The following is a 21,921-nucleotide window of genomic DNA, read 5'->3' on the forward strand; positions in this document are numbered from 1 at the left end:
AATGTCTTACTCTATGACTAATTGTTAATATTTATTGATAATGGCCGTTAATTCCCCACCTCACCTTTGTTATTGATTCAGGATAGGAGCCACTCTGCTATGGAGCCCGGTTTTAAGCAGGAAAATAGTAGCGAGAAAGACGCACCGCGCCAGAACCTGGCCATCAGCGCTTATCGCCAACTCAAGCACGACATTATTCGTGGCCTCTATGCGCCTGAACAGAAGCTGCTGATGGGTCGCCTGAAAGAACACTACGGCGCCAGCACCGGGCCGCTGCGGGAAGCGCTCTCACAGTTGGTCGCTGACCGTTTAGTGGTGGCCATTAGCCAGCGCGGCTACCGGGTGGCGCCAATGTCGCTGGCCGAACTCAATGATATTTACGACGCTCGCGCCCAGCTGGAAGGGCTGATCCTGCGTTTGGCTATTGAGCGCGGCGGCGACGACTGGGAAGCCACGGTACTGGCCACCGCGCATCGGTTAGCCAAAGTAACCGACATCAACACCCCCGACGATCTGCTGGATATCTGGGACCAGCGCCACAAAGCCTTCCATACCGCCATTGCCAGTGGCTGTAACTCCCCCCACCTGCTGCAGATGCGCAACACCTTGTTTGACCAAGTAGAGCGCTACCGCCACCTGTGGCTCCAGGAAACCGTGATGTCGCCCCAGGCGTTGGAGCTCAAGCGCCAGGAGCACGCTGCGTTAGTCGATGTCATTCTGGCTCGCGACACCGCCGAAGCCGACAGCTTAATGCGCGACCATCTGATGACCCCGGTGCCGATTATTACCCGCGTGCTGAAAGAGCGCGGTATCAATTAAGCGCTGCGGCGGGCAGATTAAATTCTGCGTTTTAAAAAAATGTAGATATTTTTAAAAAACGGCGATACATTGGCTGCAAGCTACTTTACATCTATTCCTGCCCACGAACCTAGGAAACCACGCCATGACGCATTTCAACTGGGATGACCCGCTACTTCTGGAACAACAGCTCACCGATGAAGAGCGCCAGATTCGCGATGCGGCCTACGACTACTGCCAGGAAAACCTTCAGCCCCGCGTACTGTCCGCCTTCCGTGAAGAGCGTTTCGACCGCGAAATCATGACCGAAATGGGTGAGCTTGGTCTGCTGGGTGCCACCGTTTCCCCCGAGTACGGCGGCGCTGGCGTTAACCACGTGGCCTACGGTTTGATTGCCCGTGAAGTCGAGCGCGTAGACTCCGGCTACCGTTCGGCCATGAGCGTGCAGTCCTCGCTGGTGATGTACCCCATCGAGACCTACGGTTCTGAAGAGCAAAAGCAAAAATTCCTGCCCAAGCTTGCTAGCGGCGAAATGGTCGGCTGCTTTGGCTTGACCGAGCCTGACCACGGCTCTGACCCCGGCAACATGATTACCCGTGCGGAAAAAGTCGACGGCGGCTACCGCCTGACCGGCGCAAAAATGTGGATTACCAACAGCCCTATCGCCGATATCGCGGTGGTGTGGGCAAAGTCAGCGGCTCACGACAACCAGATTAAAGGCTTTATTGTCGAGCGCGGCGTGGACGGCTTCACCACCCCCAAAATCGAAGGCAAGGTCTCGCTACGCGCATCGATTACCGGAGAGATCGTGCTCGACAACGCTTTCGTCCCCGAAGAGAACCTGCTGCCCAACATCAGCGGTCTGAAAGGCCCGTTCGGCTGCTTGAACAAAGCGCGCTACGGCATCGCCTGGGGCGTGATGGGCACTGCAGAGTTTTGCTGGCACGCAGCGCGTCAATACACCTTAGACCGCAAGCAATTTGGCCGTCCGCTGGCGGCTAACCAGTTGATCCAGAAAAAACTTGCCGATATGCAGACCGAGATCACCCTGGGCTTACAGGCCGCCCTACAGGTGGGCCGCTTGATGGATAGCGGCAACTGGGCGCCGGAAATGGTCTCGCTGATCAAGCGCAACAACTGCGGCAAAGCGCTGGATATCGCTCGTCAGTCCCGCGACATGCACGGCGGTAACGGCGTTTCCGACGAGTACGGCGTAATTCGCCATATGGTCAACCTGGAGTCGGTGAATACCTACGAAGGCACCCACGATGTGCATGCGTTGATTCTGGGTCGCGCGCAGACGGGCATTCAGGCGTTCTTTTAATCACCGCATCTTGACCACTTGTCACTTATTAACGGAGCCTCTATGAGCGAGCTAACCAAACCACTGGCCGGGATTAAAGTACTCGATATCTCCCGGGTGCTGGCTGGGCCATGGTGTGGTCAGATGCTCGCGGATATGGGTGCGGATGTGATTAAGGTCGAGCGCCCCGGTAGCGGCGATGACACTCGCCACTGGGGCCCTCCTTGGCTGACGGGCTCTGATGAGTCGGCCTATTACCTATGCGCTAATCGGGGCAAACGCTCGGTGACCGTCGATATGGCCAAGCCTGAAGGCCAGGCGGTGATTAAACAGCTAGTCGCTCAATCCGACGTTCTGATCGAAAACTTTAAAGTCGGCGGCTTAAAACGCTACGGCCTGGATTACGCCAGCTTAAAGGCGTTAAACCCCAGGCTGATTTACTGCTCAATCACCGGCTTTGGCCAGGAGAGCCCTTACGCTCACCGCGCCGGTTACGACTTTATGATCCAAGCCATGGGCGGGATCATGAGCCTAACCGGCAAGCCAGATGGCGAACCCGGCGGCGGGCCAGTGAAAAGCGGCGTGGCGTTCACCGATATTTTCACCGGCTTGTATGCGGCCAATGCGGTACTGGCGGCACTTTACCAACGCCGCGATAGCGGCGAGGGTTGCCATATTGATATGGCGTTAATGGATGTACAGGTGGGCGTGCTCGCCAATCAGGCACTGAATTACCTCACCTCGGGCAATGTGCCCCAGCGGCTGGGTAACGCCCACCCTAACATCGTGCCTTACCAAGCGTTTTCCACCCAGGATGGCCATATGATTGTGGCTGTCGGCAACGACGAGCAGTTCAAACGCTTTTGCGCGGTGCTTTCGTTACCCGCGCTAGCAGAAGATCCCCGCTTTGCTACCAACGGTGCCCGGGTAAATAACCGCGCGGTGCTCGTGCCGCAGCTGGAAGCGGCATTGGCGCAGTGCAGTACTGATCATTGGCTAGCCGCCTTTGAAGCCGTCGGCGTCCCCTGTGGGCCGATTAATACCCTAGACCGGGTATTTGATGACCCCCATGTTAAAGCCCGCGGGCTTAAGCAGACCTTACCCCATGACCAAGCGGGCCAGGTGGATCTAGTTGCCAACCCTATCCGTTTCAACGGCGCCCAAATGAGTGCTACTACGGCGCCGCCCCACTTGGGGCAGCATACTGAAAGCGTGTTGGATGAACTCGGCATTAGCTTGGAGCAGCGCACTGCGCTCCGCGAAGCGGGGATTATCTAGTCGTGTTGTTTTCTTATTTCCCTTCTTGAGCGCCTTACCCGGCGCTTTTTTTGGGCCATCAGAACTGACAGCAACCGCGAGCCAGCAGGTGGAGAGCAACCAGCCAGTGCTTCACAACACATAGCTATACAATATCTATACAAAAAAAATATTAAGATCTAAACTAAGTACCTTTGAATGCTTCGGTGTAGGCTGTAAGTATTAGCAGAGACATCCGATACTCATCCCCTAGGAGCCGCTATGAGCCAGTGCGCACGCGTTAACGGCAGTTGCAAACGCTGTGAAGGCGACTTGCCTTTTGAGTTCACCATGGCCTTTCAGCCCATCGTGGATCTATCACTGGCCCAAATCGTCACCTATGAAGCACTGGTTCGTGGCTCGCACGGCGAATCAGCAGGAAGTGTGATTGCCCAAGTCACCGACGACCTGCTCTACCGGTTTGATCAGGCCTGCCGGGTAAAAGCAATCGAGATGGCCAGCGCATTGAATATGCAAACCGACCTTTCGATCAACTTCTTGCCCAACGCCGTTTATGAGCCGGAAGCGTGTATTCAGGCAACGTTAGAGGTTTCTAAGCGTGTGGGCTGGCCCACCAACCGGCTTATTTTTGAAATCACCGAAACCGAGCGAGTCCGCGACCGGCAGCATCTATGCAATATTATCGATGCGTACCGCTCCATGGGTTTCAAAACAGCGCTTGACGACTTTGGTAATGGCTACGCCAACCTGGACTTACTCACCGAATTGACCCCTGATAAGCTTAAAATCGACCGTGAACTGGTGATGCATTGCGACAGCGATTTTCGCCGCCAAGCGCTGTTAAATGCGATCATCTTGCTCGCCCAAGAGCTTGATATGACGCTCATTGCCGAAGGTGTAGAGACCCGCGCAGAAGCTCTTTGGCTGGCCCGCGCCGGCATTGTTTGTCAGCAGGGGTTCTATTTCGCCAAACCCGCCATTAACTCCTTGGGCGCCGACATTAGCCCCTTGTTAACGGAGTTAAAAAGTGAACTAGCGGGGTTAAAAAGTGAAGTAGAGAGCGGTTCAGGAGCGGTGCATGAAAGAAATTAGCCCTGATCAGCTCTACCAGCTTTTTAACCGCTCAAAGCGCAATACTGAAAACGTGATCAAAGCGTCCCCCATTGGGATCTGTATCACGACGCCTTCTGGCCACTTTGAAATGGTCAACCCCGCCTACTGTGAGTTTTATGGCTATCGACCCGATGAGCTTTTGGGGCAACACTTCACCATGATGGTGCCAGAAGCGAACCGGGCTATTTTGTCGGCGTTACACGATGAGTTTATTCAAGGCAACGAAAACCACGAGCTGCGCCAAGAGTGGGATGTCATCAACAGAAACGGCGAATTGCGTACCATTATTGCCGAAGCTGCGCGCATTGAAGCTGACGATGGCGAGCTGCGCAAAGTCACTTTTATTATCGATATTACCCAGCGCAAACAGTTAGAAGAGCGGCTAAAGCAAGCCAACGAACGTCTGGATCATCTTGCCCACCACGATGAGCTAACCGAGCTGCTCAATCGCCGTGCTGGTTTGCAGCGGCTGGATGAGGAGATCAAGCGCTGTAAGCGGTATGACACTCCCTTCAGTATCGCCATGTATGACCTGGACAACTTCAAAGCGATTAATGATACCTATGGGCACAGCGTTGGCGATAGCGTTCTTCAGCAAATCACCACATTAGTGAGCGATGTACTGCGCGACACTGATTTGCATATCCGCCTGGGTGGGGAAGAATTTCTGATCATTATGCCGGGTGTAAACGCCAAAGAGGCTTCTCTGGGCATGCAGCGTGTTCGCGAAAACGTGGCACAACAAACCTTTACCGAGCATCAATTAACGGTGACACTCTCGTCGGGGATTGCCAGCTACGCTGAAGCCTCTGGCACACGACTACTTGATCGTGCTGATAAAGCTATGTATCAAGCTAAACAGACGGGGCGTAATCGTGTTGTCATTGCCTCGTCACCCATGTAATCAAAGCTATTTAGCACTATGCTGGTCAGTACCGTGCTGTTAAGTACCGTGCTGATAAGTACTATGCTAAAAGATCAATCCTCACCAATTAGGAAGTAAGCCATGAGCAGCAATGCCGAACTGAACGAGCTCAAACATAAATACGTCGCTGCTGGCGCCGCTAGCCCCGCAACGGCCTTCGCCGATCACGCTGAAAACGCTGAAATCTGGGATGCGGACGGCAACCGCTTTATCGACTTCGCAGGCGGCATTGGCGTACTCAACGTAGGTCACCGCCACCCGAAAGTAGTCGCCGCGGTCAAAGCCCAGCTTGATAAGCTGATGCACACCTGCCAAACGGTCATGCCTTATGAAGGCTACGTGAAGGTCGCGGAAAAACTCAGCCACATCGTTCCGGTTCGTGGCCATGCCAAAGTCATGCTGGCCAACTCCGGTGCGGAAGCGCTGGAAAACGCGGTCAAGATCGCCCGCGCCGCCACTGGCCGTTCCAACGTTATCTGCTTTGATGGCGGCTACCACGGCCGTACCTTCTACACTATGGCGATGAATGGCAAGGTCGCGCCCTACCAGAGCGACTTCGGCCCGATGCCAGGCACCGTATTCCGTGCCCCCTACCCAGTGCCTTACCACGGCGTTAGCGAAGATGAAGCCATTCGCGGCCTGAAAATGACGCTGAAAACCGATGCCAACCCCAAAGATACCGCGGCCATCGTGCTCGAACCGGTGCTTGGCGAAGGCGGTTTCTACCCAGCCTCTACCAGCTTCCTGACCAAGATCCGCGAGATCTGCGATGAGCACGGCATGCTGATGATCATCGACGAAGTGCAGTCGGGCTTTGGCCGTACCGGTAAAATGTTTGCCATCGAGCATAGCGGCGTAGAGCCGGACATTATGACCATGGCGAAGAGCATGGCCGACGGTATGCCGATCTCCGCTATCGTAGGCACCGACAAGGTAATGGACGCTTCAGGCCCTAACTCCCTGGGCGGCACCTATACCGGCAGCCCCACCGCCTGTGCAGCGGCGCTGGCGGTCATGGAAGTGTTTGAAGAAGAGAACATTCTGGAGAAGAGCCAGGCCCTGGGCGACAAGCTGGCCAAGCGCTTCAATGTGTGGGCAGACAAGTTTGATTGCATCGACCACGTGCGCAACATGGGCGCCATGGCGGCGTTTGAAATGGTATCGAGCAAAGCCGACCATACGCCTAACCCTGAACTGGCCGCTGCGCTATGCAAGAAAGCCCGCGAAGAGGGCTTGATCCTGCTTTCTTGCGGCATGTACGGCAACACCATCCGCTTCTTGATGCCTGTCACCATTCAAGATGACGTGCTCAATGAAGGCCTGGATATTATTGAGTCCTGCCTGGATTCACTGGTGTAACGCCAACCTAACTGACGTTAGTGCAGACGTGAATACAATGCCGCCCAAATCGGGCGGCGTTTTGGTTTAACGAGGCCTGCGGTCGCCTTCCAGAAAGTTGGCCGTAAATACTGCTTTGCCATGGCTCTCAAACGACCACTTCATCACTTCGCTTAACGCCGCCATTACCTCGTCAAACTCGCCAAATACCTGGGTGCTCATACGGTTGGGGTGTACTTCCAATCCTGTCGCCTCAAGGCGTTTCACCACCTCTTTGACCACCGGCTTAAAGTCATCGGCTAGCGGGTAGTAGCTAAGCTGTACGGAAAGATACATAACGCCTCCTTACGCTGTGTTTGAGGGTCTGTTGACTGCGGATAGTCGCTGCCAGGCAGCCACAATAGCGGCACGGGTCTCATCCGGATGCTCCATCGGAAACATATGCGTACCGGGGACTTCGCTTACCGTTAACCCTTTACGCTTCAAGCGTTTTATACGAGAAGCGGTCAATAGGTGGGACTCTTTGCCCGCCACCAGCTCGATGGGTACGCCCAGCCGCTGCGGCAGACGCGAGAGGTGATCGGGCAGATGGCGGAAAATTTCCACCTCAATCCGCGGATCAAAGGTCAGTTCAGCACTGCCGTCGTCTAACAAGCGCGTCCCTGCTTCAATGTAGTCGTTGAGCGCCTCCGGGGTAAAGCGGCGAAACAGGCCCCGGCGACCCAGTGAGTTAGCCATCGCCTCGCGGCTAGGCCACACAGTGCGCCGCCCCAAGGTTTTACCGGCGGGTGTGATGCGATCAATAAAGCCAAACCGCTTGGCGGCTTTCATTGCCCAGGCATCCGACCCCAGCATCAGCGGTGGGTCGAGCATAATCACCCCACAGAAGCGCTCCGGCTGTTTATCGGCGGCCATGGCCATCAAGGTGCCACCCAGCGAATGCCCCACGCCCAGCAGCGGCGTATCGCTCTCTGGCAGGTAGCCCAGCAGCTCATCCACCAAGTTGCCCCAGTTGTGGTTTACGGGATAGTCAGGGTGGTGACCCAGTCGATCCAGAGGATGCAAATCAAAGGTCTCTGCCAGCGGATTGAGCAGGCTGCGATAGCTTAACCCTGGAAAACCATTGGCGTGGGCAAACACTAAACGGGGGCGTTGGGCAGCATTAGCAGGCATGGCGGGGCTCGTTGGAGAAGTAGCGTAGTTGGGATCGATCAGTGGCAACGGTCAGATGGGTATTGATCTAACCATCTATCATACGTCTGTTTTAACGCGCTACTGAATGAGCGTCAATCCTCATAAGGGTTAACAGGCTAATTAAAACAGCGACAGCTGATGCTCCTGGCTGTTGTCCGCCAGCCGATATCCCACGCCCAGCAGGCGCACGGGACGCTCGCCCCTGGCCCAGCCAACATTCAGCAGGGTCTCAAACTGTTCGAGGTTGGGGGCGGGGTCGGCGTGCTCCACGGTCGTTTGTGTGAAGTCGCTAAACTTCACTTTGACTATCAGTCCTCGCACCGCCAGTGGCGGATCAAGCCGGGCGTAGCGGCGCTCTAAATCTTCGATTAGCGCGGGTAACTCTTGGCGGCAGGCGTCAAGGTTGGGTAAATCTTGGGCGTAGGTCTGCTCGGTGCTAATCGATTTGCGCTCGCGGTGGGTTTTTACCGGGCGCTCGTCCCGCCCCCAGCTCAGTTCATGCAGCCGTCGCCCAAAACGGCCAAAGTGCTCGACCAGTTCTGTGAGCGTGCGGGTACGCAGATCGGCGCAAGTATGAATATCCAGCCCCGCTAACTTCTCTGCGGTGCGGGGGCCAACGCCGTGAATTTTCTTCACCGAAAGCTGCTGGACGAAGCTATCGACCTTATCCGGCGTAATCACGCACAGGCCGTCGGGCTTATTCCAATCGCTGGCGATTTTGGCCAAAAACTTATTGGGTGCCACACCCGCCGAAACGGTAATCCCCACTTCACGACTCACCCGTTCGCGGACCGCTTCCGCCATTAGCGTGGCGCTACCGTGGTGCAGCGTGACCTCAGAGACATCCAAAAACGCCTCATCCAGCGACAGCGGCTCGATCAGCTCGGTGACCTCGCGATAAATCACAAACACCTGGCGGGCAACTACTTTGTATTTGGCCATATCGCCGCGAATCACGGTCAGATGCGGGCAGCGCTTGAGCGCCTGGCCCATGGGCATCGCCGAGTGAATGCCAAACTCGCGGGCGGGATAGTTACAGGTGGCAACCACACCGCGCTGCTCGACGCTGCCGCCAATGGCAATCGGGATATCCCGCAGCGCGGGGTTATCGCGCATCTCCACCGCCGCGAAGAAACAGTCACAGTCGCAGTGAATAATCTTGCGCACCGGCTACCCTTCTAGCTGTAAAAAAACACAGTCTAGCATAGACGTTATGTGCCGCAGAAAGTTCTTAATACCTGTTCGCTATCTGTGGCGGGTGCCGCTAAACGGCGCGCTTCTACGGAGTCATCGAATGGCTGGGTGACGACCTCCAGTAGAGTATGAAAAGGCGCAAAATCGCCGTCGTAAGCGGCATCGATGGCCTCTTGAACCCGGTGGTTGCGGGGAATAATTACCGGGTTGGCGCTTCGCATAGCGGCAAAGCGCTGGCTGTCTTGACTCGCCATCTGCGCGGCCCGCCAGGTATCCAGCCACGCCGTTAGCTCATTGGGTTGGGTCGTTAGCGACAGCAGCCCCTCGCGGTGCTCATCACTCGTCGAGGCCGCGTATTGGGTGAGTGCATCAAAGGTAGCGGTCATATCCATCCGCCCCTGGTGCATTTGGCTTTCCAGCGCATCCATCAGCGGCACTGCCTGGTCGCTATCTGCTGCTAGGCCTAGTTTATCGGCATGCAGGCGCCGCTGTTCGGCATCAAACAGTGGCTCAAAATGGCGGATGGCATCGGTTGCTTGAGCGACCAGCGCCTCGCCCTCTTCATTCATCAGCGGCAGCAGCGTTTCGGCAAAGCGGGCCAGGTTCCACTGGGCAATGGCGGGCTGATTGGCAAACGCATAGCGGCGGCCTTCATCGATGGAGCTAAACACCTTCTGCGGATCAAACTGCTCCATAAACGCACAGGGGCCGTAATCGATAGTTTCCCCGGCGATGCTGCAGTTATCGGTATTCATCACGCCGTGGATAAAGCCAACGCTCATCCAGCGAGCAATTAGCACGGCTTGGCGGGCCACCACCGCCTCCAGCAGTGCCAAATACGGATCTTCTGCGTTGGCTGCCTCTGGGTAGTGGCGCTCAATAACATGATCGGCAAGTGCTTTGAGCAGTGCCTCATCGCGGCGCGTGGCGGCGAATTGGAAGGTGCCAACGCGGATATGGCTGCTGGCCACGCGGGTAAACACCGCGCCGGGTTCGGCCATCTGCCGCACCACCCGTTCGCCGCTAGTCACCGCTACCAACGCGCGGGTGGTGGGAATGCCCATCGCCGCCATAAACTCACTGACCAAGTATTCACGTAATACCGGGCCTAACGGCGAGCGGCCATCACCACCGCGGGAAAACGGTGTACGGCCGCTGCCTTTCAATTGAACATCGCGGCGTATGCCCTGCTGATCGATCACTTCACCCAGCAGCAACGCCCGACCATCACCCAACTGGGGCACAAAATTGCCGAACTGGTGGCCTGCGTAACCCAATGCGCCCGATTTGGCACCCGACATGGGTTGATTGCCGCTAAACCACTCGGCAAGCGTTGTTGCGTCAGGTATCTCTTTGGCGCCTAGCTCATGGGCAAGCGGCGCATTAAACTCAATCAGCTCTGGGTGGGCCACGGGCGTTGCTTGGGTGGCGACCCAAAGGGGTTCAGGTAAGGTGGCGTAGAGATGTTCAAATGACAGCACGATGGGCTCCGCTATTGATGGCAATGACGATCTAGTGGCAATGGCTGGCTAATACCCTAGCATTTTAGTCAAGTAAACGCCGCTGCAAACAGCGCATAGCCTCTTCAAGCACCGGCGTTAGCGGTGCGCGCCATTGGTGGGTGAGCAGAGCATCCGCCCGAGTAACACCGAGTGACAGCGACGCCAACGGGATTCCCCGCTCATGGGCGGTACGGCAGAAACGGTAGCCGGAAAACACCATTAGTGAGGTACCTACAGCAAGTACCGCATCCGCCTCGGCTAGCGCTACCTGTGCAGCTAACCTTCGCTCTGCGGGCACCACATCGCCGTAGAAGACCACATCAGGCTTCAGGATGCCGCTACAGCGCGGGCAGTCGAAAATACGAAAGGAGCTGAAGTCGGTTTCCAGGTCGGCGTCGCCATCCGGGGCGTGACCGGCCTGCAAACCAGTAAAGGTGGGGTTCATTTGGGCCATCTCTTTATGCATAGCGTGGCGCATCATTTGATAGTCGCACACCATGCACTTGACCATATCCGCACGACCATGCAGGTCGATCACCCGGCGTGAACCAGCGCGTTGATGTAAACGGTCAACGTTTTGGGTCACCAACTGTTGGATATAGCCCAGGGACTCAAGTGTGGCTATCGCCCGGTGTGCGCCGCTGGCTTGGGCTTCGCGCATGGCGCTAAAACCAATCAGCGCCCGCGCCCAGTAGCGCTGGCGAACGTGATGAGAGCTCATAAAATCGCCATGCTGCACCGGGGGTGGCCGCTTCCACTGGCCATCCGCATCACGATAGTCGGGAATACCGCTATCGGTACTAACGCCCGCACCGGTAATCACCCACAGTTTGGGGTGCTGCTGAATAAAGGCTGCCAGCTCCTTGCCCGCCTGGGTAACGCTTTTTGCAATTTCCACGGCCTGCGTCAATAGTTCACCTCTAGGCAATGTGGCTTAAACTCAATGATACTGTATAGCGATAGCGGGCCATGCAACGCGCCCTTTAACGGTTATTGTGCACCCAGGAGGTACTCTTATGCAGCACGATCATGACATTATTATTGTCGGTGGCGGCATGGTGGGCGCCGCGCTGGCGGCTCGCGTGGGTCATGCGGGGTTCTCCGTCGGGCTGGTGGAACACGGCGACGCTCCTGCCGAACCTAGCGGTGACTATGACCTGCGTATTTCATCGCTGAATGCGCGCTCGTTAGCTTTTGTTAAAGCCAGCGGTACGGCACTGCCTGAAGAACGCAGCTGCCCGTTTCGGCATATTGATGTCTCCAACCAGGACGGCACCGGCCACTCGCTGTTTTCCGCAGCAGAGAGCGGCATGGAAGACTTCGGTATCTTTATCGAAAACCGCACGCTGCAGTACGCGCTATGGCAGCGCCTGGAGCAACTACCCAGCGTTACCTGCTACACCCAGTGCGCGCCGATAAGCACCCTCACCTCTAGCACCGGGCGCCTGCTGGAGCTGGATAACGGCAAAACCCTAAGCGCTCGTTTAGTTGTTGGCGCCGACGGCGCGCAATCGACCCTGCGCGAGCTAGCGGGAATCAGCGTTAGCAGCTACGACTACCACCAGCGGGCGATGATCATTAACGTAGAAACCGAACTTCCCCAGCAGGATGTCAGTTGGCAGGTCTTCACCCCCACGGGCCCCATTGCCATGCTGCCGCTCCCCGGCCATCGCGCTTCCCTGGTGTGGTACGACACCGATAAAACCACCCAAGCCCGGGAGCAGCTTGACGATGACGCGCTAAAAACAGCCATCGAAATGGCCTTCCCTAAACGTCTGGGCAACCTCATCCGCATCGTCGCCCGGGCCAGCTTTCCCATCAAACGCCAACATGCCCACCGCTATATCGGCAAGCGCTTAGCACTGATTGGCGATGCCGCCCATGTGGTGCACCCGCTGGCGGGCCAGGGGTTGAATATCGGCCTTCACGACGCCGATACCCTTGCAGAGATCATTATCCAAGGCCGCGACCCAGGTGATTATGTCAACCTACTCCGCTTTGAGTGCCAGCGCCGCGCGGCTAACCAGGCGATGATCGCCGCCACCGACACTTTTCATCACCTGTTTACCGGTGCCAAGCCGCTGCGCCAACTAGGCGATTTAAGCCTGCAGCTCGCTGAGCGCTTTCCGTTCGCCAAGCGCATGATGATGCAGCAAGCCAATGGGTTGAATCCGTTTAAAATGCGCTAGAAACGACTACGCTGATGCTGTATGGCGAAAACGATCTTGTGAAGGCGTGCGCCATACTGCCGAGTTGATTGAAGCAGAGGGCACCGACGTGACGCTTGAAACCCTGGAAGGCAACCGAGGCCACTTGGACGGCGTTGTTTCCATCGACCAGGCGAGTGATACGTTGCGGGCGTTTTTGCAGTAAAGGGGGAAAGCGCTGGCTTTGAGACTAAAGCCAGCGTTTATCACACCAGCGCCGCTTTTTTTGCCAACATTTTGATGCATTCATTGCAGAGCCGCTCAAGTGCGGCCGATACGACGCAATCGGTGAAATTTCTGCAAGCTCAACCTTAAAATCCCAAAAACAGCATATCCAACGCCGCAGAAATTTCGTCTTGCTGCTCAGCAAGGCTACCCGCAATAAAACGCAATTCGCCTTCGGGCACTGCAGCCATATATTGAGTCGCCATGACGACCTCTTGGCCCTCAATGTTGAACACAGGGTTCAGCCTCTGAGCAGGAGACGGTGCCGAGGATTTGGGCAGCAGTGGCACAACCACTCGAGTGTTCAAGCCACTGAGAAGATCTGTCTGAACATCCAGCAGATAGCCAGTACCCCCCTTATTTTCAAAGATATCGAAACGGGCCATTAGAACTGACGGTGCCGTGCAAGAGGCAATCCATTAGCTTCAACGTATGCATTCGAGCTTGCAAGGGCCGTGGCATTATCTTCCAACCACTGCTTCTGCTTATGCCGCTTCACCGCCTCCGCAATCCCTGCCTCTGCTGATCGTGAAACGTTAATTCCCAGCGCTTTTGCCTCTTTGAGAAGGGCACTATTTAGCGATAGGTTCGTTGGCTTGCGTATGGATTTGGTCACTTCGGCGGCTTGCATAATTCACTCCTCGCACATAACAATGCACATACTATATGCGCATACTTATAGCACATCAATTGGCTATTCTAGTGGCTAATGGAAAAGCAAGACTGTCTGGTAGTCGCAACAAGTAAAGGCTATTGCCGCACTGACCTGCTCGGTGATCACTAAAAAGTGGCGGGACGTTATTGGTTGGCGTTTTCCTCAGCCACCTGACGAAGCGCATCGACAAGCACTTCAGCTGGCTGGGCGCCGGAGATCAGGTAGCGGCCGTCGAGGATGAATGCTGGCACCGCGCTCACCCCTGCCTCCATAAATCGCTGCTGTGCCGCTCGCACTTCGTCCGCGTACTGATCGGAGCGGGCGATGGCCTCGGCGGCGTCACCGTCTAGCCCAACCTCAATGGCCTTCTCGCGCAGCACCGCTGGGTCGGCGGGGTTTTTCGCTTCACCGAAGTAGGCCTCGAAGAGTGCCAACTGCAGCTCCGTCTCTCGGTTTTGCGTTCCAGCCCACGCCAGCACGCGGTGGGCGGCAAAGGTATTGTTCGCCCGGCGTTCCAAAGCACCGCGGAAATTCAACCCAAGCTCTTCGGCGGCGGCCATAATCTCGCGCTGGGACTGCTCCATGCTGGCAGCATCTTTGCCGTACTTACGGCACAAGTGCTCAAGGATCGGCTCGCCCTCGGGCAGCATATCCGGGTTCAGCTCGAAGGGCTGCCAGAAGAGCTCGACGTCGATCTCGCCATCAAGGGTTTCTAGTGCCTGTTCTAAGCGCCGATAGCCGATCGCACACCATGGGCATGCGACATCGGACACTAGGTCGATTCTCAACTTCTGCATTTTGTATATCCCTTCGACATATCTCAAAATTCGATCAAACTAAAGAAAGCATGTTACGTGCATATAGTGAGTAACGGCAGCACTGATAAGGAGACAGCCATGGAAAAAGCAACGGTGTTTAAAAGTAACCGAAGTGAAGCGTGGGACAGCTGGTTTGATGGTCAAAGTGCCACCGCAGACTTTATGAGCGAACGCGAGCAGCCAAACGAACAGGAACGCGAGGCGTTTTGATGCTTTAGTACATGCTTGACACTAATATCTGCATTTTCACCATCTAACATAAACCTCTCTATGTTCGTGAGATATTTAATCAGCACAGCGACCAGCAATCGAGGCCGCTTGCGCAATGACAGCTGACAATACTTAACGTTTTAGTCGCTTGAATGCGCACTACCATGCGCATATGCTGTTTATACGCTTATGACAGTCACAGGGGGCTGCAATGGCCGCGCTATATAACACCGTCGCACCGAAAAAAGCCGCTAATTTGTCAGTGAACAGCGACTTGCTGCAAAAATCTCGCGCTTTGAACATTAATCTCTCGGCCACACTAGAACGAGCATTGCGAGAAGAGTTGGCAAAATGCGAAGCTTCACAGTGGGTTGAAGAAAATCGAGCGGCGATCAAAAGCTACAACGATTTTGTCGAGCAGCATGGCTGCTTCGGTGACGAATTTCGGGCGTTTTGATGGCTCAGTTCGATGTTTACCCTAACCCCAGCAAGACCAGCAGAGCGCACTATCCGTACTTGGTGGATATCCAAAGTAGCCTACTAACGGATCTGGCAACCCGCATTGTGATCCCATTGGGTAATCGAACGGCTTTAGGTGGCAACGCCATGCAAGGCCTCACCCCGGAAATAACCTTCAATGATCAGGCGCTATTGTTACTGACACCACAAATCTCATCAGTGCCAGAAAAACATCTCAGAAACGCCGTCGGCACCCTTGCGCATTTTAAGAGCCAAATTGTTGATGCGCTCGATCTCGCCGTTACTGGAATTTAATGTTCAGAACAGTAGTGCATACATGTCGCATAGGCTGAAACACAAAAAAACTACTCGCCCGCCAGTTCAGAAAAGCGGCCCGTTTTATCCAAGGTGTATTCGCTAAAATCCCTCGCCAGATAAAGCGACCCCGAATAGGCTTCCTTGCGGATATCTTCGATGGAGGGTGTCGCATGGGGGTTGATCTGGTAACGGGGGCTGAAGTGCGTCAGCACCAGATTGGGCAACTGCACCGATTCGGCAAAATCAGCGACAAGCTTGGCGTAGCTATGCCCAACGTCACCGGCCTTCTCGGCCATCTCTTCGGTGTAGGTGGCTTCATGCACCAGCGCCTGTGCATCCTCGCAGGCAGCAAACAACAAGTCCGGCTGGTCATTGTCCCCGGCGATCACCACTTTCCTCGGCTTGTGTTTGAAGATCAGGTAGTCATGGCTTTTTAACTGCTCACCCGCAAACTCAACATCAAACCCTTGCTTCAACTGCCCCCACAACGGCCCTCTCGGAATGCCCTGTTGAGTCAGCTTTTCAATGTTTAAATCAGCGTCGACCTTTCGCTCCGTAAACCCATAGACATAGGACGCCACCCGGTGTAAAAGCCTGAACGTGGTAACTGTTATGTTCTCAAACTCAACGCTGGGCAGCTCGTCCGAGTCGATAAAATCTAACACCAAATGCAACTATACATCATAACATCTATATGATTTTAAAAAATCAACCTCTATCGATGTAATGAAGTGATTTCTTTTTGAACCAGCTACTAATTTAAAAGTGCTAAACCTAACATCAAAAAAGATATGATAAGCACTAGGACACTGATCGAAAAACATAACTTTGCAGCAGCTTTACGCCATTCATGCTTACGTGAATCTTCAAAATTTTTAAACTCCACTACACCTCCCGACGTTCTGTTTTCAAATTCATACTTTTCTGCTTTTCTATATATCTTACCCCCTAAAACAATAAGAAATACTCCAAAGGTTATGAACAAAAATAAAATGAAAAAAACATAACAAACTCCTTTGGTTAATATAATACAAACTGAAGCTTACCCCTTGAGAAAATAGCATAAAATTTACAAGGATATTTCTTAAAATTAATCATTAAAACATCAGCAGTCAATATGTTTTTTGTGATACTCACTGATTAAATTTTAAGTGTAAAACAACTTAAAATACACTAGCTATTTAGTCTTTCTTGATCAACATGGTAGTTACACTGGATAGCAACTCACCATTTTTACTTAGCAAAAATGGACTATAGCTGTATTAATTTGTAAAACGAAATATCCCATAACAGCCTTTACCATCTAGACTTGATTCCACTGCGTAGCGCCCATGACCCATTTGGAAGCATAATGATTTCTTGTAGTAATGCGACTCTTCTCGCCTGGTTGAGTAGGATTACACTTTAGCGTTCGGACAAAAGAAGCAGGGTCGTTAATTAACATTTCAGCCCCACAGTAAATTATAGCGTGCACCACACGGAAGTGGCACGCTAGCAACAGAGACCTTTAACCAACTTAGCGACCAGCTTTGCATCAGCACCGTGACACTAATTGAGTTGGTGTATGGTGCTGAGAAGTCCGCTTCTCCCGAGCAAAATTTAAGTGTGATAGAAGGATTTGCAGCCCGGTTGGAAGTTCTCGACTAAGCCCCCAGCGCCGCCTACCACAGTGGCCAGCTACGTAGTGAGTTGGACAAGCGGGCACACCTATCAGCCCATACGATCAGATGATTGCCGGACATGCTCGTTCAAGAGGCCTGATTTTGGTAACCAATAATCTAGACGAGTTTAGTCGCATCCCAGGGCTTCGAGTAGAGGATTGGTTTTAAGACGTCTTTTCACCCCCAACTGGTATCACTACCCATGCTCAGAACAGCCTCAAGGAGAGGGGGGTATGAAAGCAGTTATTCGCCCGACAGTTCAGCAAAACGGCCCGCTTTATCCAGGGTGTATTCGCTAAAATCCCGCGCCAAATAAAGCGAACCTGAATAAACGCTCTGGGCCTCTTTGCGGATGTCTTCGATGGAGGGCGTCGCATTGGAGTTGAGCTGGTAACGGGGGCTAAAGTGCGTCAGCACCAGATTGGGTAGCTGTACCGATTCAGCAAACGCGGCGACAAGCTTGCCGTAGCTATGCCCTACATCACCGGCCTTCTCGGCCATCTCTTCGGTGTAGGTGGCTTCATGCACCAGCACTTGAGCTCCTGTGCAGGCATCCATTAACAAATCAGGCTGGTCATTGTCCCCGGCGATCATTATTTTCCTGGGCTTGTTTTTAAAGATTAAGAAGTCCTGGCTTTTTAACTGCTCGCCCGCAAACTCAATATCAAACCCTTGCTTTAACTGCCCCCACAACGGCCCTCTCGGAATACCCTTTTGGGTCAGCTTTTCAATGTTTAAATCAGCGTCGACCTTTCGCTCCGTAAACCCATAGGCATAGGAAGGCGCCCTGTGTGAAAGCCGGAAAGTGGTCACCGCGATGCTCTCAAACTCAACGCTGGGCAGCTCGTCCGAATCGATAAACTCCAAAGTGAAGGGCAAACATAGCTGCGTGGCCTCGCAGGTAGCCTCCAACCATGCCTTGATACCTGCGGGCGCCACAATGGTCAGCGGCGCCTTCCGGCCACCCATTCCCGCACTCGCCAATATGCCCGGCAGCCCGTAGCAGTGGTCGCCGTGCACGTGGGTAATCAAGATGGCTTTCAGTGAATGGAACGACAGCTTCGTGTGCAAGACCTGATGCTGGGTGCCCTCACCGCAATCGATCAGATACCAGCCCTTCCCCTTGCTCTCTCGCAAGGCGACGCCGGAGACGTTTCTTGTTTTAGTGGGTACTCCGGCGGAGGTGCCTAAGAAGAGTAAGTTCATAGCTTGTTTGTGATCTCGCTTTAAGACCAAGTTGGTGTGATGTCAGTCATCTAAATTTCAGCAATAGTGCTTTTACAGTCTCATTGGGCGTAAATTCATGCAATTGGGATTTACTTAGGTTCACTACGCTTGACTAATACCACTTGCAGTTTAAAAATTAACAAACGGTTCCGGGAACAAACCTCCAGCCCTCAATTTTTTTGATGTTTTAATTAAGTATTTTCATCGGCACCAACACGTAGCAACTCTATGAATTCCTGCCATTTTTTCTTGCGCTCCTCACCCTTGTATTGCTGCAACTCTTTAAGTGCACGTTCATACTTAAACAAATCATCAATTTTTTCTTTAGGGATACCTAACTTTAAGCAAAGCTTTTTTATCTTATTCTTTACTAACGCCTTGCTATATTTCGAAGAATTTTCATCACCCCACATACCTGTAAGTGTAGAATTAGCAGCAATTAGCTCTGACAAAATATATGATATTTCTTTCAAAGACTCTTCTTTTGCATAAATCTCTCCCTTCGCTTGTTCAATCTTTTCTAGAGTTAGCTTTAAGTTTTTAACATCAAATTCTTTAAGACGACCTAGAACTGGAACAACCACACAAACAAGAGAAAGCAGAGATAATAAAAAAAGATACCCTGGCGTTCCAATTTTTTCAGCCAACAAAAGTAGAGTAAAAGTTAAAAATCCAATTAACGCGACAATTATTGCGATAATACCTTGACTCTTCATCTCACACCTTATGCACAAAGGGGTTGTTGAAAAACCTATTTTTATCATCTGACCGCCTATTTTCTTAAAATTAACTAGTCGCAACTCCTTATTTTTTATCCAAAAATAGACTTTCACATTGAGCCTAACTGAGGGTTAAAAGATCTCTATTAGTGGATGGAAAAAGCTTATACTTCTCTGAAAAAAACAACATAAACAACTCATTTATCTTCTTTACCAATCTAACAAAACTTGACTTCCACTTTCCAAAGTCAGCCAAATCAAAACCGTTATTAGAAACAGAAACTTTTTGGGTTTGAAAATAAACTAAAGACTCTGCATGAATGTGTTTTGAAAAGTCTTTCCATAGCTTTGATATTTGCTCTACAAGAGTATTGATTTTACCTTTTAATGCGTTATCTGAGAAAGCAGGATATTCCTTTAAATAATCTTTGAGCTTTTCATGCTTGATTACAAACTCACCAACCTTCCATTTTTCAAATTCTATCGGATGATCAAAAAAGTACAATAACTGAAAAGACAATTCAATCAGGCTTCTTAAATGCATATTTGAAGTTCTATAAAGTCCCATAGAAGCTAAATAATACGACGAACTAACGTCCTGATGAAGCTCATTGAAAATACTATCCAAATTATCACAGCCAGTATGATTAACTCCTTCTTTCCAGTTCTTAAAAACCAACGTACACCAATAAACCTCAAAAACACCAGTTATTTTTAAATGACTTTTCGTTGCCTCTGAAAACAGCTTAAAATCATTATGGTAGAGCTCATAATCATTTAAAGCGTTAAATTCAACTCTCTCTTTTAGCATAATTACAAATCCTTAAGCATTTTTGCCCATTTATCTAAATCGTTTAGCATTGATTTTTTAGAGCTAACCGTTTTCTTTTGCTCTTTATAATACCCATCATTAATTAAATAAGTTAATTTGCTTTTAAGATTTTCTTTGAACTCCACATCCTTTTCAGCCCGCTTTATTATTCTACTTATTGTTGTATCTCTAGATGCTTTCTGAGATCTAAACTCGATATCTAGATTTTTATTAGAAAACTCTACTATATCAATTATTCTAGGAAATAATTTTTTGTCACTTAATATACTCTCCAATATTTTCATTCTATCAGAATAACTATTGTTCTCTAAATCAGATTCTATATTATGCAACTCTAAAAACAACTTATAGTTCTTTATGAACGCTTTTAAATATGAAGTATCAAGGCCGATCCTTTCATATTCAGATACGTTTTTTAATACTCTCTCAAGACTTTCAACATTTCTATCCATTATAACTCTCCAAGCTTACGAAGCATTTCGTTAACTATAGTTTTATAGGCACTAACTCCTGTAGAATCAGGAAACGCAACTCTAGCTGGAGAATTTGAACTACTAGCTTCGCTAAGCTTAATGTTTTTTGGAACAATGGTTTTAAAGTCATAAATTCCATATTCCTCGCATATATTCCTAATTTTAGGCATAAATTCAGAATGCAAATTCACGGTGCGTTCAACCCTTGTAAACAAACAACCTAAAAATTCAACATCTATATTTAAATCTCTGTTCAAACGATCAACTCTATTTTTTAGCAAAGGCAAACCGAGAAAAGAATAAAAATCAGGAATGATCGGAGTAATTATATAATCCGAAGCAACCAGTGCATTCTGAGGTGCCAATGTCAAATTCGGCGGACAATCAATAAGTATATAGTCATATTCTTCTTCTAATTTTTTAATTTGTCGAGAAAGTATCATTTCTCGACCTGCTTGGGCGCTCAAATCTAAATCCAAAAAAGTTAAACTCAAATGAGACGAGATCAAGTCCAACCCTACTATATCAGAAACATTCTTAATAACTGCCTTATTTATATCATACTCATCACGCCTACTGCTAAGATGCTTATTCATTCCAAGAACGTCTGCAATTGTATTTTGTTCTACATTTTTCTGCCAATCATCATATTCAATAAATGAAAATGTAGCATTAGTTTGTGGATCTATATCTATAATCAAAACTCTTTTATCATGATCTTTAACTAACACTGTAGCTACTTCAACAACTGAAGTTGTTTTACCAACTCCACCTTTCATATTAATAAACGATATTGTTTTCATCTTATTCCATATATAAAGTTGAAGATATTTCCAAGACAACAACAATGGACTTAGCCCAAGGCATCATCTCACTAAACGTTCAAGTACATTTTGATGTACTTTAATAAAGCCTGATATCACTTTACCTTATTAATTCTTCTCAAGGCAAAGCAAATATTGGCAATAGATCTAAAAACTGCCTACCTCCGCGATCTGCTCAGGCTAATCACACGGCCTATAAATGCACTACTCAGCTTTGGAAACCAGGCTTTAACAGCTGACGAGTACCTTAAGCGGAAAATCAGACAAGTAGTGAAGTACTGCGTATGAATGGCAGTTCCAACAAGTTGGCTTTTAGCTTAGCGCGATACACCCCATCTCCCCACCAAACCACTGCTGCCTGAGCCCCCGCTGCTTTTCCAACAGCAGCGTTAGATACTCACGCAATGGATGAGCGGATGGCAGCGCCGCAAGATGTTTACGCAGCCTGCGCTGGTAAGGAAACTGCTCCGCAGGCACATGCAACGACGTGGCATGTTGAGTAAGCCATTCGATATCGGGCAGCAACAAGTGAGTAGCGCCGCTATCAAGCGCAAGCGTAACGCCTTTTACATCAAAATCACCGGCGTAAATATGCGGCCGATGGGTTTTGCGCCAGGCCTCTGCCAGTAAGGCAAAGCCGCCGCCGTAGTGGCTGGGGCCGCGGGAAAC

The 21,921-nt window shown here is 51.4% G+C and carries 25 protein-coding genes and 1 pseudogene; 11 read left to right on the top strand and 15 right to left on the bottom strand.

Translation table 11 applies throughout. The annotated features are described in order from the left end of the window. The first annotated feature begins 99 nt into the window (after nt 1-99). The 6 genes from csiR (at nt 100) to gabT (ending at nt 6,755) form a co-directional block, all read left to right on the top strand. Nucleotides 100-819 (top strand): DNA-binding transcriptional regulator CsiR, encoded by a 720-nt coding sequence (gene csiR / locus KUC_RS02575; RefSeq protein WP_007111526.1) that lies wholly within the window; start codon nt 100-102, stop codon nt 817-819. Between the two features lie 124 nt (nt 820-943). After that, on the top strand, nt 944-2,122 hold the full coding sequence (locus KUC_RS02580) for an acyl-CoA dehydrogenase (RefSeq protein WP_007111527.1): 1,179 nt from the start codon (nt 944-946) through the stop codon (nt 2,120-2,122). Between the two features lie 42 nt (nt 2,123-2,164). Then, a complete protein-coding gene (locus KUC_RS02585) occupies nt 2,165-3,379 on the top strand; it encodes a CaiB/BaiF CoA transferase family protein (RefSeq protein WP_007111528.1) in 1,215 nt (404 codons plus the stop codon). 240 nt (nt 3,380-3,619) lie between these two features. Continuing rightward, a complete protein-coding gene (locus KUC_RS02590) occupies nt 3,620-4,450 on the top strand; it encodes an EAL domain-containing protein (RefSeq protein WP_007111529.1) in 831 nt (276 codons plus the stop codon). Next, on the top strand, nt 4,437-5,375 hold the full coding sequence (locus KUC_RS02595; RefSeq protein WP_007111530.1) for a sensor domain-containing diguanylate cyclase: 939 nt from the start codon (nt 4,437-4,439) through the stop codon (nt 5,373-5,375). The genes KUC_RS02590 and KUC_RS02595 overlap by 14 nt, the downstream gene beginning before the upstream one ends. Nucleotides 5,376-5,477: 102 nt before the next feature. Next, nucleotides 5,478-6,755, top strand: coding sequence for a 4-aminobutyrate--2-oxoglutarate transaminase (gabT, locus tag KUC_RS02600; protein ID WP_007111531.1), 1,278 nt, complete (start codon nt 5,478-5,480; stop codon nt 6,753-6,755). 66 nt (nt 6,756-6,821) lie between these two features. On the opposite strand, the gene KUC_RS02605 is transcribed toward gabT, so the two are convergent. The 5 genes from KUC_RS02605 to KUC_RS02625 all read right to left on the bottom strand — a co-directional run bounded on the left by KUC_RS02605 (nt 6,822) and on the right by KUC_RS02625 (nt 11,534). Then, nucleotides 6,822-7,070 carry a YkoF family thiamine/hydroxymethylpyrimidine-binding protein gene (locus tag KUC_RS02605; RefSeq protein WP_007111532.1) on the bottom strand — a complete coding sequence of 83 codons (249 nt, stop codon included), beginning with the start codon at nt 7,068-7,070 and terminating at the stop codon, nt 6,822-6,824. A gap of 9 nt (nt 7,071-7,079) precedes the next feature. Further along, nucleotides 7,080-7,907 (bottom strand): alpha/beta fold hydrolase, encoded by an 828-nt coding sequence (locus KUC_RS02610; protein WP_007111533.1) that lies wholly within the window; start codon nt 7,905-7,907, stop codon nt 7,080-7,082. A gap of 141 nt (nt 7,908-8,048) precedes the next feature. Further along, entirely contained in the window at nt 8,049-9,095 is a 1,047-nt protein-coding gene (gene dinB, locus KUC_RS02615) for a DNA polymerase IV (protein WP_007111534.1), read from the bottom strand. A gap of 44 nt (nt 9,096-9,139) precedes the next feature. Continuing rightward, nucleotides 9,140-10,603, bottom strand: coding sequence for a protein adenylyltransferase SelO (locus KUC_RS02620; RefSeq protein WP_007111535.1), 1,464 nt, complete (start codon nt 10,601-10,603; stop codon nt 9,140-9,142). Nucleotides 10,604-10,667: 64 nt separating this feature from the next. Continuing rightward, nucleotides 10,668-11,534 carry an NAD-dependent protein deacetylase gene (locus KUC_RS02625; protein ID WP_040479324.1) on the bottom strand — a complete coding sequence of 289 codons (867 nt, stop codon included), beginning with the start codon at nt 11,532-11,534 and terminating at the stop codon, nt 10,668-10,670. 106 nt (nt 11,535-11,640) lie between these two features. Here KUC_RS02625 and KUC_RS02630 point away from each other — a divergent pair, with 106 nt between their 5' ends. Continuing rightward, on the top strand, nt 11,641-12,813 hold the full coding sequence (locus KUC_RS02630) for a UbiH/UbiF/VisC/COQ6 family ubiquinone biosynthesis hydroxylase (RefSeq protein ID WP_007111537.1): 1,173 nt from the start codon (nt 11,641-11,643) through the stop codon (nt 12,811-12,813). A 46-nt stretch (nt 12,814-12,859) separates the two neighbouring features. After that, nucleotides 12,860-12,997 carry a hypothetical protein gene (locus KUC_RS19220; protein WP_007111538.1) on the top strand — a complete coding sequence of 46 codons (138 nt, stop codon included), beginning with the start codon at nt 12,860-12,862 and terminating at the stop codon, nt 12,995-12,997. A gap of 145 nt (nt 12,998-13,142) precedes the next feature. Here KUC_RS19220 and KUC_RS02635 read toward each other — a convergent pair whose 3' ends face one another. The 3 genes from KUC_RS02635 to KUC_RS02645 form a co-directional block, all read right to left on the bottom strand. Further along, on the bottom strand, nt 13,143-13,442 hold the full coding sequence (locus tag KUC_RS02635) for a CcdB family protein (RefSeq protein WP_040479328.1): 300 nt from the start codon (nt 13,440-13,442) through the stop codon (nt 13,143-13,145). Further along, a complete protein-coding gene (locus KUC_RS02640; RefSeq protein WP_007111540.1) occupies nt 13,442-13,687 on the bottom strand; it encodes a type II toxin-antitoxin system CcdA family antitoxin in 246 nt (81 codons plus the stop codon). The genes KUC_RS02635 and KUC_RS02640 overlap by 1 nt, the downstream gene beginning before the upstream one ends. A gap of 167 nt (nt 13,688-13,854) precedes the next feature. Continuing rightward, entirely contained in the window at nt 13,855-14,508 is a 654-nt protein-coding gene (locus KUC_RS02645; RefSeq protein ID WP_040479331.1) for a DsbA family oxidoreductase, read from the bottom strand. 99 nt (nt 14,509-14,607) lie between these two features. On the opposite strand from KUC_RS02645, the gene KUC_RS19865 reads away from it, so the two are divergent. The 3 genes from KUC_RS19865 (at nt 14,608) to KUC_RS02660 (ending at nt 15,513) form a co-directional block, all read left to right on the top strand. Beyond that, the gene (locus tag KUC_RS19865) at nt 14,608-14,739 is read left to right on the top strand and encodes an AbrB/MazE/SpoVT family DNA-binding domain-containing protein (RefSeq protein ID WP_083825737.1); all 132 of its coding nucleotides are present in this window, start codon (nt 14,608-14,610) and stop codon (nt 14,737-14,739) included. Nucleotides 14,740-14,950: 211 nt separating this feature from the next. Next, nucleotides 14,951-15,196: a type II toxin-antitoxin system CcdA family antitoxin gene (locus KUC_RS02655; RefSeq protein ID WP_007111543.1), complete on the top strand. Its 246-nt coding sequence runs from the start codon at nt 14,951-14,953 to the stop codon at nt 15,194-15,196. Next, nucleotides 15,196-15,513: a CcdB family protein gene (locus tag KUC_RS02660; protein WP_040479334.1), complete on the top strand. Its 318-nt coding sequence runs from the start codon at nt 15,196-15,198 to the stop codon at nt 15,511-15,513. The genes KUC_RS02655 and KUC_RS02660 overlap by 1 nt, the downstream gene beginning before the upstream one ends. Before the next feature lie 50 nt (nt 15,514-15,563). Here the strand turns inward: KUC_RS02660 and KUC_RS02665 are convergent, their stop codons facing one another. From KUC_RS02665 to KUC_RS19875, 7 genes and pseudogenes are all read right to left on the bottom strand, one after another. After that, on the bottom strand, nt 15,564-16,190 hold the full coding sequence (locus tag KUC_RS02665; RefSeq protein WP_244264724.1) for an MBL fold metallo-hydrolase: 627 nt from the start codon (nt 16,188-16,190) through the stop codon (nt 15,564-15,566). A 1,230-nt stretch (nt 16,191-17,420) separates the two neighbouring features. Further along, nucleotides 17,421-18,383 (bottom strand): ribonuclease Z, encoded by a 963-nt coding sequence (locus KUC_RS02670; RefSeq protein WP_007111547.1) that lies wholly within the window; start codon nt 18,381-18,383, stop codon nt 17,421-17,423. 212 nt (nt 18,384-18,595) lie between these two features. Continuing rightward, a complete protein-coding gene (locus KUC_RS02675; RefSeq protein WP_040479337.1) occupies nt 18,596-19,120 on the bottom strand; it encodes a hypothetical protein in 525 nt (174 codons plus the stop codon). 124 nt (nt 19,121-19,244) lie between these two features. Then, complete coding sequence (locus KUC_RS02680) at nt 19,245-19,934, bottom strand: DUF5677 domain-containing protein (RefSeq protein WP_007111549.1); 690 nt, start codon at nt 19,932-19,934, stop codon at nt 19,245-19,247. Between the two features lie 2 nt (nt 19,935-19,936). Continuing rightward, on the bottom strand, nt 19,937-20,407 hold the full coding sequence (locus KUC_RS02685) for a hypothetical protein (protein WP_007111550.1): 471 nt from the start codon (nt 20,405-20,407) through the stop codon (nt 19,937-19,939). Next, a complete protein-coding gene (locus tag KUC_RS02690; RefSeq protein ID WP_007111551.1) occupies nt 20,407-21,231 on the bottom strand; it encodes a ParA family protein in 825 nt (274 codons plus the stop codon). Before KUC_RS02690 ends, KUC_RS02685 begins: the two co-directional genes overlap by 1 nt. A gap of 333 nt (nt 21,232-21,564) precedes the next feature. Beyond that, nucleotides 21,565-21,921, bottom strand: a pseudogene (locus tag KUC_RS19875) (DUF7281 domain-containing protein); the annotation flags it as partial.

Source organism: Vreelandella boliviensis LC1, from assembly GCF_000236035.1.
Taxonomy (GTDB): domain Bacteria; phylum Pseudomonadota; class Gammaproteobacteria; order Pseudomonadales; family Halomonadaceae; genus Vreelandella; species Vreelandella boliviensis.

Excerpts from the sequence above, each read along its gene's own strand:
- csiR (WP_007111526.1), top strand. The coding sequence starts at position 100 with ATGGAGCCCGGTTTTAAGCAGGAAAATAGTAGCGAGAAAGACGCACCG.
- KUC_RS02580 (WP_007111527.1), top strand. The coding sequence starts at position 944 with ATGACGCATTTCAACTGGGATGACCCGCTACTTCTGGAACAACAGCTC.
- KUC_RS02585 (WP_007111528.1), top strand. The coding sequence starts at position 2,165 with ATGAGCGAGCTAACCAAACCACTGGCCGGGATTAAAGTACTCGATATC.
- KUC_RS02590 (WP_007111529.1), top strand. The coding sequence starts at position 3,620 with ATGAGCCAGTGCGCACGCGTTAACGGCAGTTGCAAACGCTGTGAAGGC.
- KUC_RS02595 (WP_007111530.1), top strand. The coding sequence starts at position 4,437 with ATGAAAGAAATTAGCCCTGATCAGCTCTACCAGCTTTTTAACCGCTCA.
- gabT (WP_007111531.1), top strand. The coding sequence starts at position 5,478 with ATGAGCAGCAATGCCGAACTGAACGAGCTCAAACATAAATACGTCGCT.
- KUC_RS02605 (WP_007111532.1), bottom strand. The coding sequence starts at position 7,070 with ATGTATCTTTCCGTACAGCTTAGCTACTACCCGCTAGCCGATGACTTT.
- KUC_RS02610 (WP_007111533.1), bottom strand. The coding sequence starts at position 7,907 with ATGCCTGCTAATGCTGCCCAACGCCCCCGTTTAGTGTTTGCCCACGCC.
- KUC_RS02630 (WP_007111537.1), top strand. The coding sequence starts at position 11,641 with ATGCAGCACGATCATGACATTATTATTGTCGGTGGCGGCATGGTGGGC.
- KUC_RS02635 (WP_040479328.1), bottom strand. The coding sequence starts at position 13,442 with ATGGCCCGTTTCGATATCTTTGAAAATAAGGGGGGTACTGGCTATCTG.
- KUC_RS02640 (WP_007111540.1), bottom strand. The coding sequence starts at position 13,687 with ATGCAAGCCGCCGAAGTGACCAAATCCATACGCAAGCCAACGAACCTA.
- KUC_RS02645 (WP_040479331.1), bottom strand. The coding sequence starts at position 14,508 with ATGCAGAAGTTGAGAATCGACCTAGTGTCCGATGTCGCATGCCCATGG.
- KUC_RS19865 (WP_083825737.1), top strand. The coding sequence starts at position 14,608 with ATGGAAAAAGCAACGGTGTTTAAAAGTAACCGAAGTGAAGCGTGGGAC.
- KUC_RS02655 (WP_007111543.1), top strand. The coding sequence starts at position 14,951 with ATGGCCGCGCTATATAACACCGTCGCACCGAAAAAAGCCGCTAATTTG.
- KUC_RS02660 (WP_040479334.1), top strand. The coding sequence starts at position 15,196 with ATGGCTCAGTTCGATGTTTACCCTAACCCCAGCAAGACCAGCAGAGCG.
- KUC_RS02670 (WP_007111547.1), bottom strand. The coding sequence starts at position 18,383 with ATGAACTTACTCTTCTTAGGCACCTCCGCCGGAGTACCCACTAAAACA.
- KUC_RS02675 (WP_040479337.1), bottom strand. The coding sequence starts at position 19,120 with ATGAAGAGTCAAGGTATTATCGCAATAATTGTCGCGTTAATTGGATTT.
- KUC_RS02680 (WP_007111549.1), bottom strand. The coding sequence starts at position 19,934 with ATGCTAAAAGAGAGAGTTGAATTTAACGCTTTAAATGATTATGAGCTC.
- KUC_RS02685 (WP_007111550.1), bottom strand. The coding sequence starts at position 20,407 with ATGGATAGAAATGTTGAAAGTCTTGAGAGAGTATTAAAAAACGTATCT.
- KUC_RS02690 (WP_007111551.1), bottom strand. The coding sequence starts at position 21,231 with ATGAAAACAATATCGTTTATTAATATGAAAGGTGGAGTTGGTAAAACA.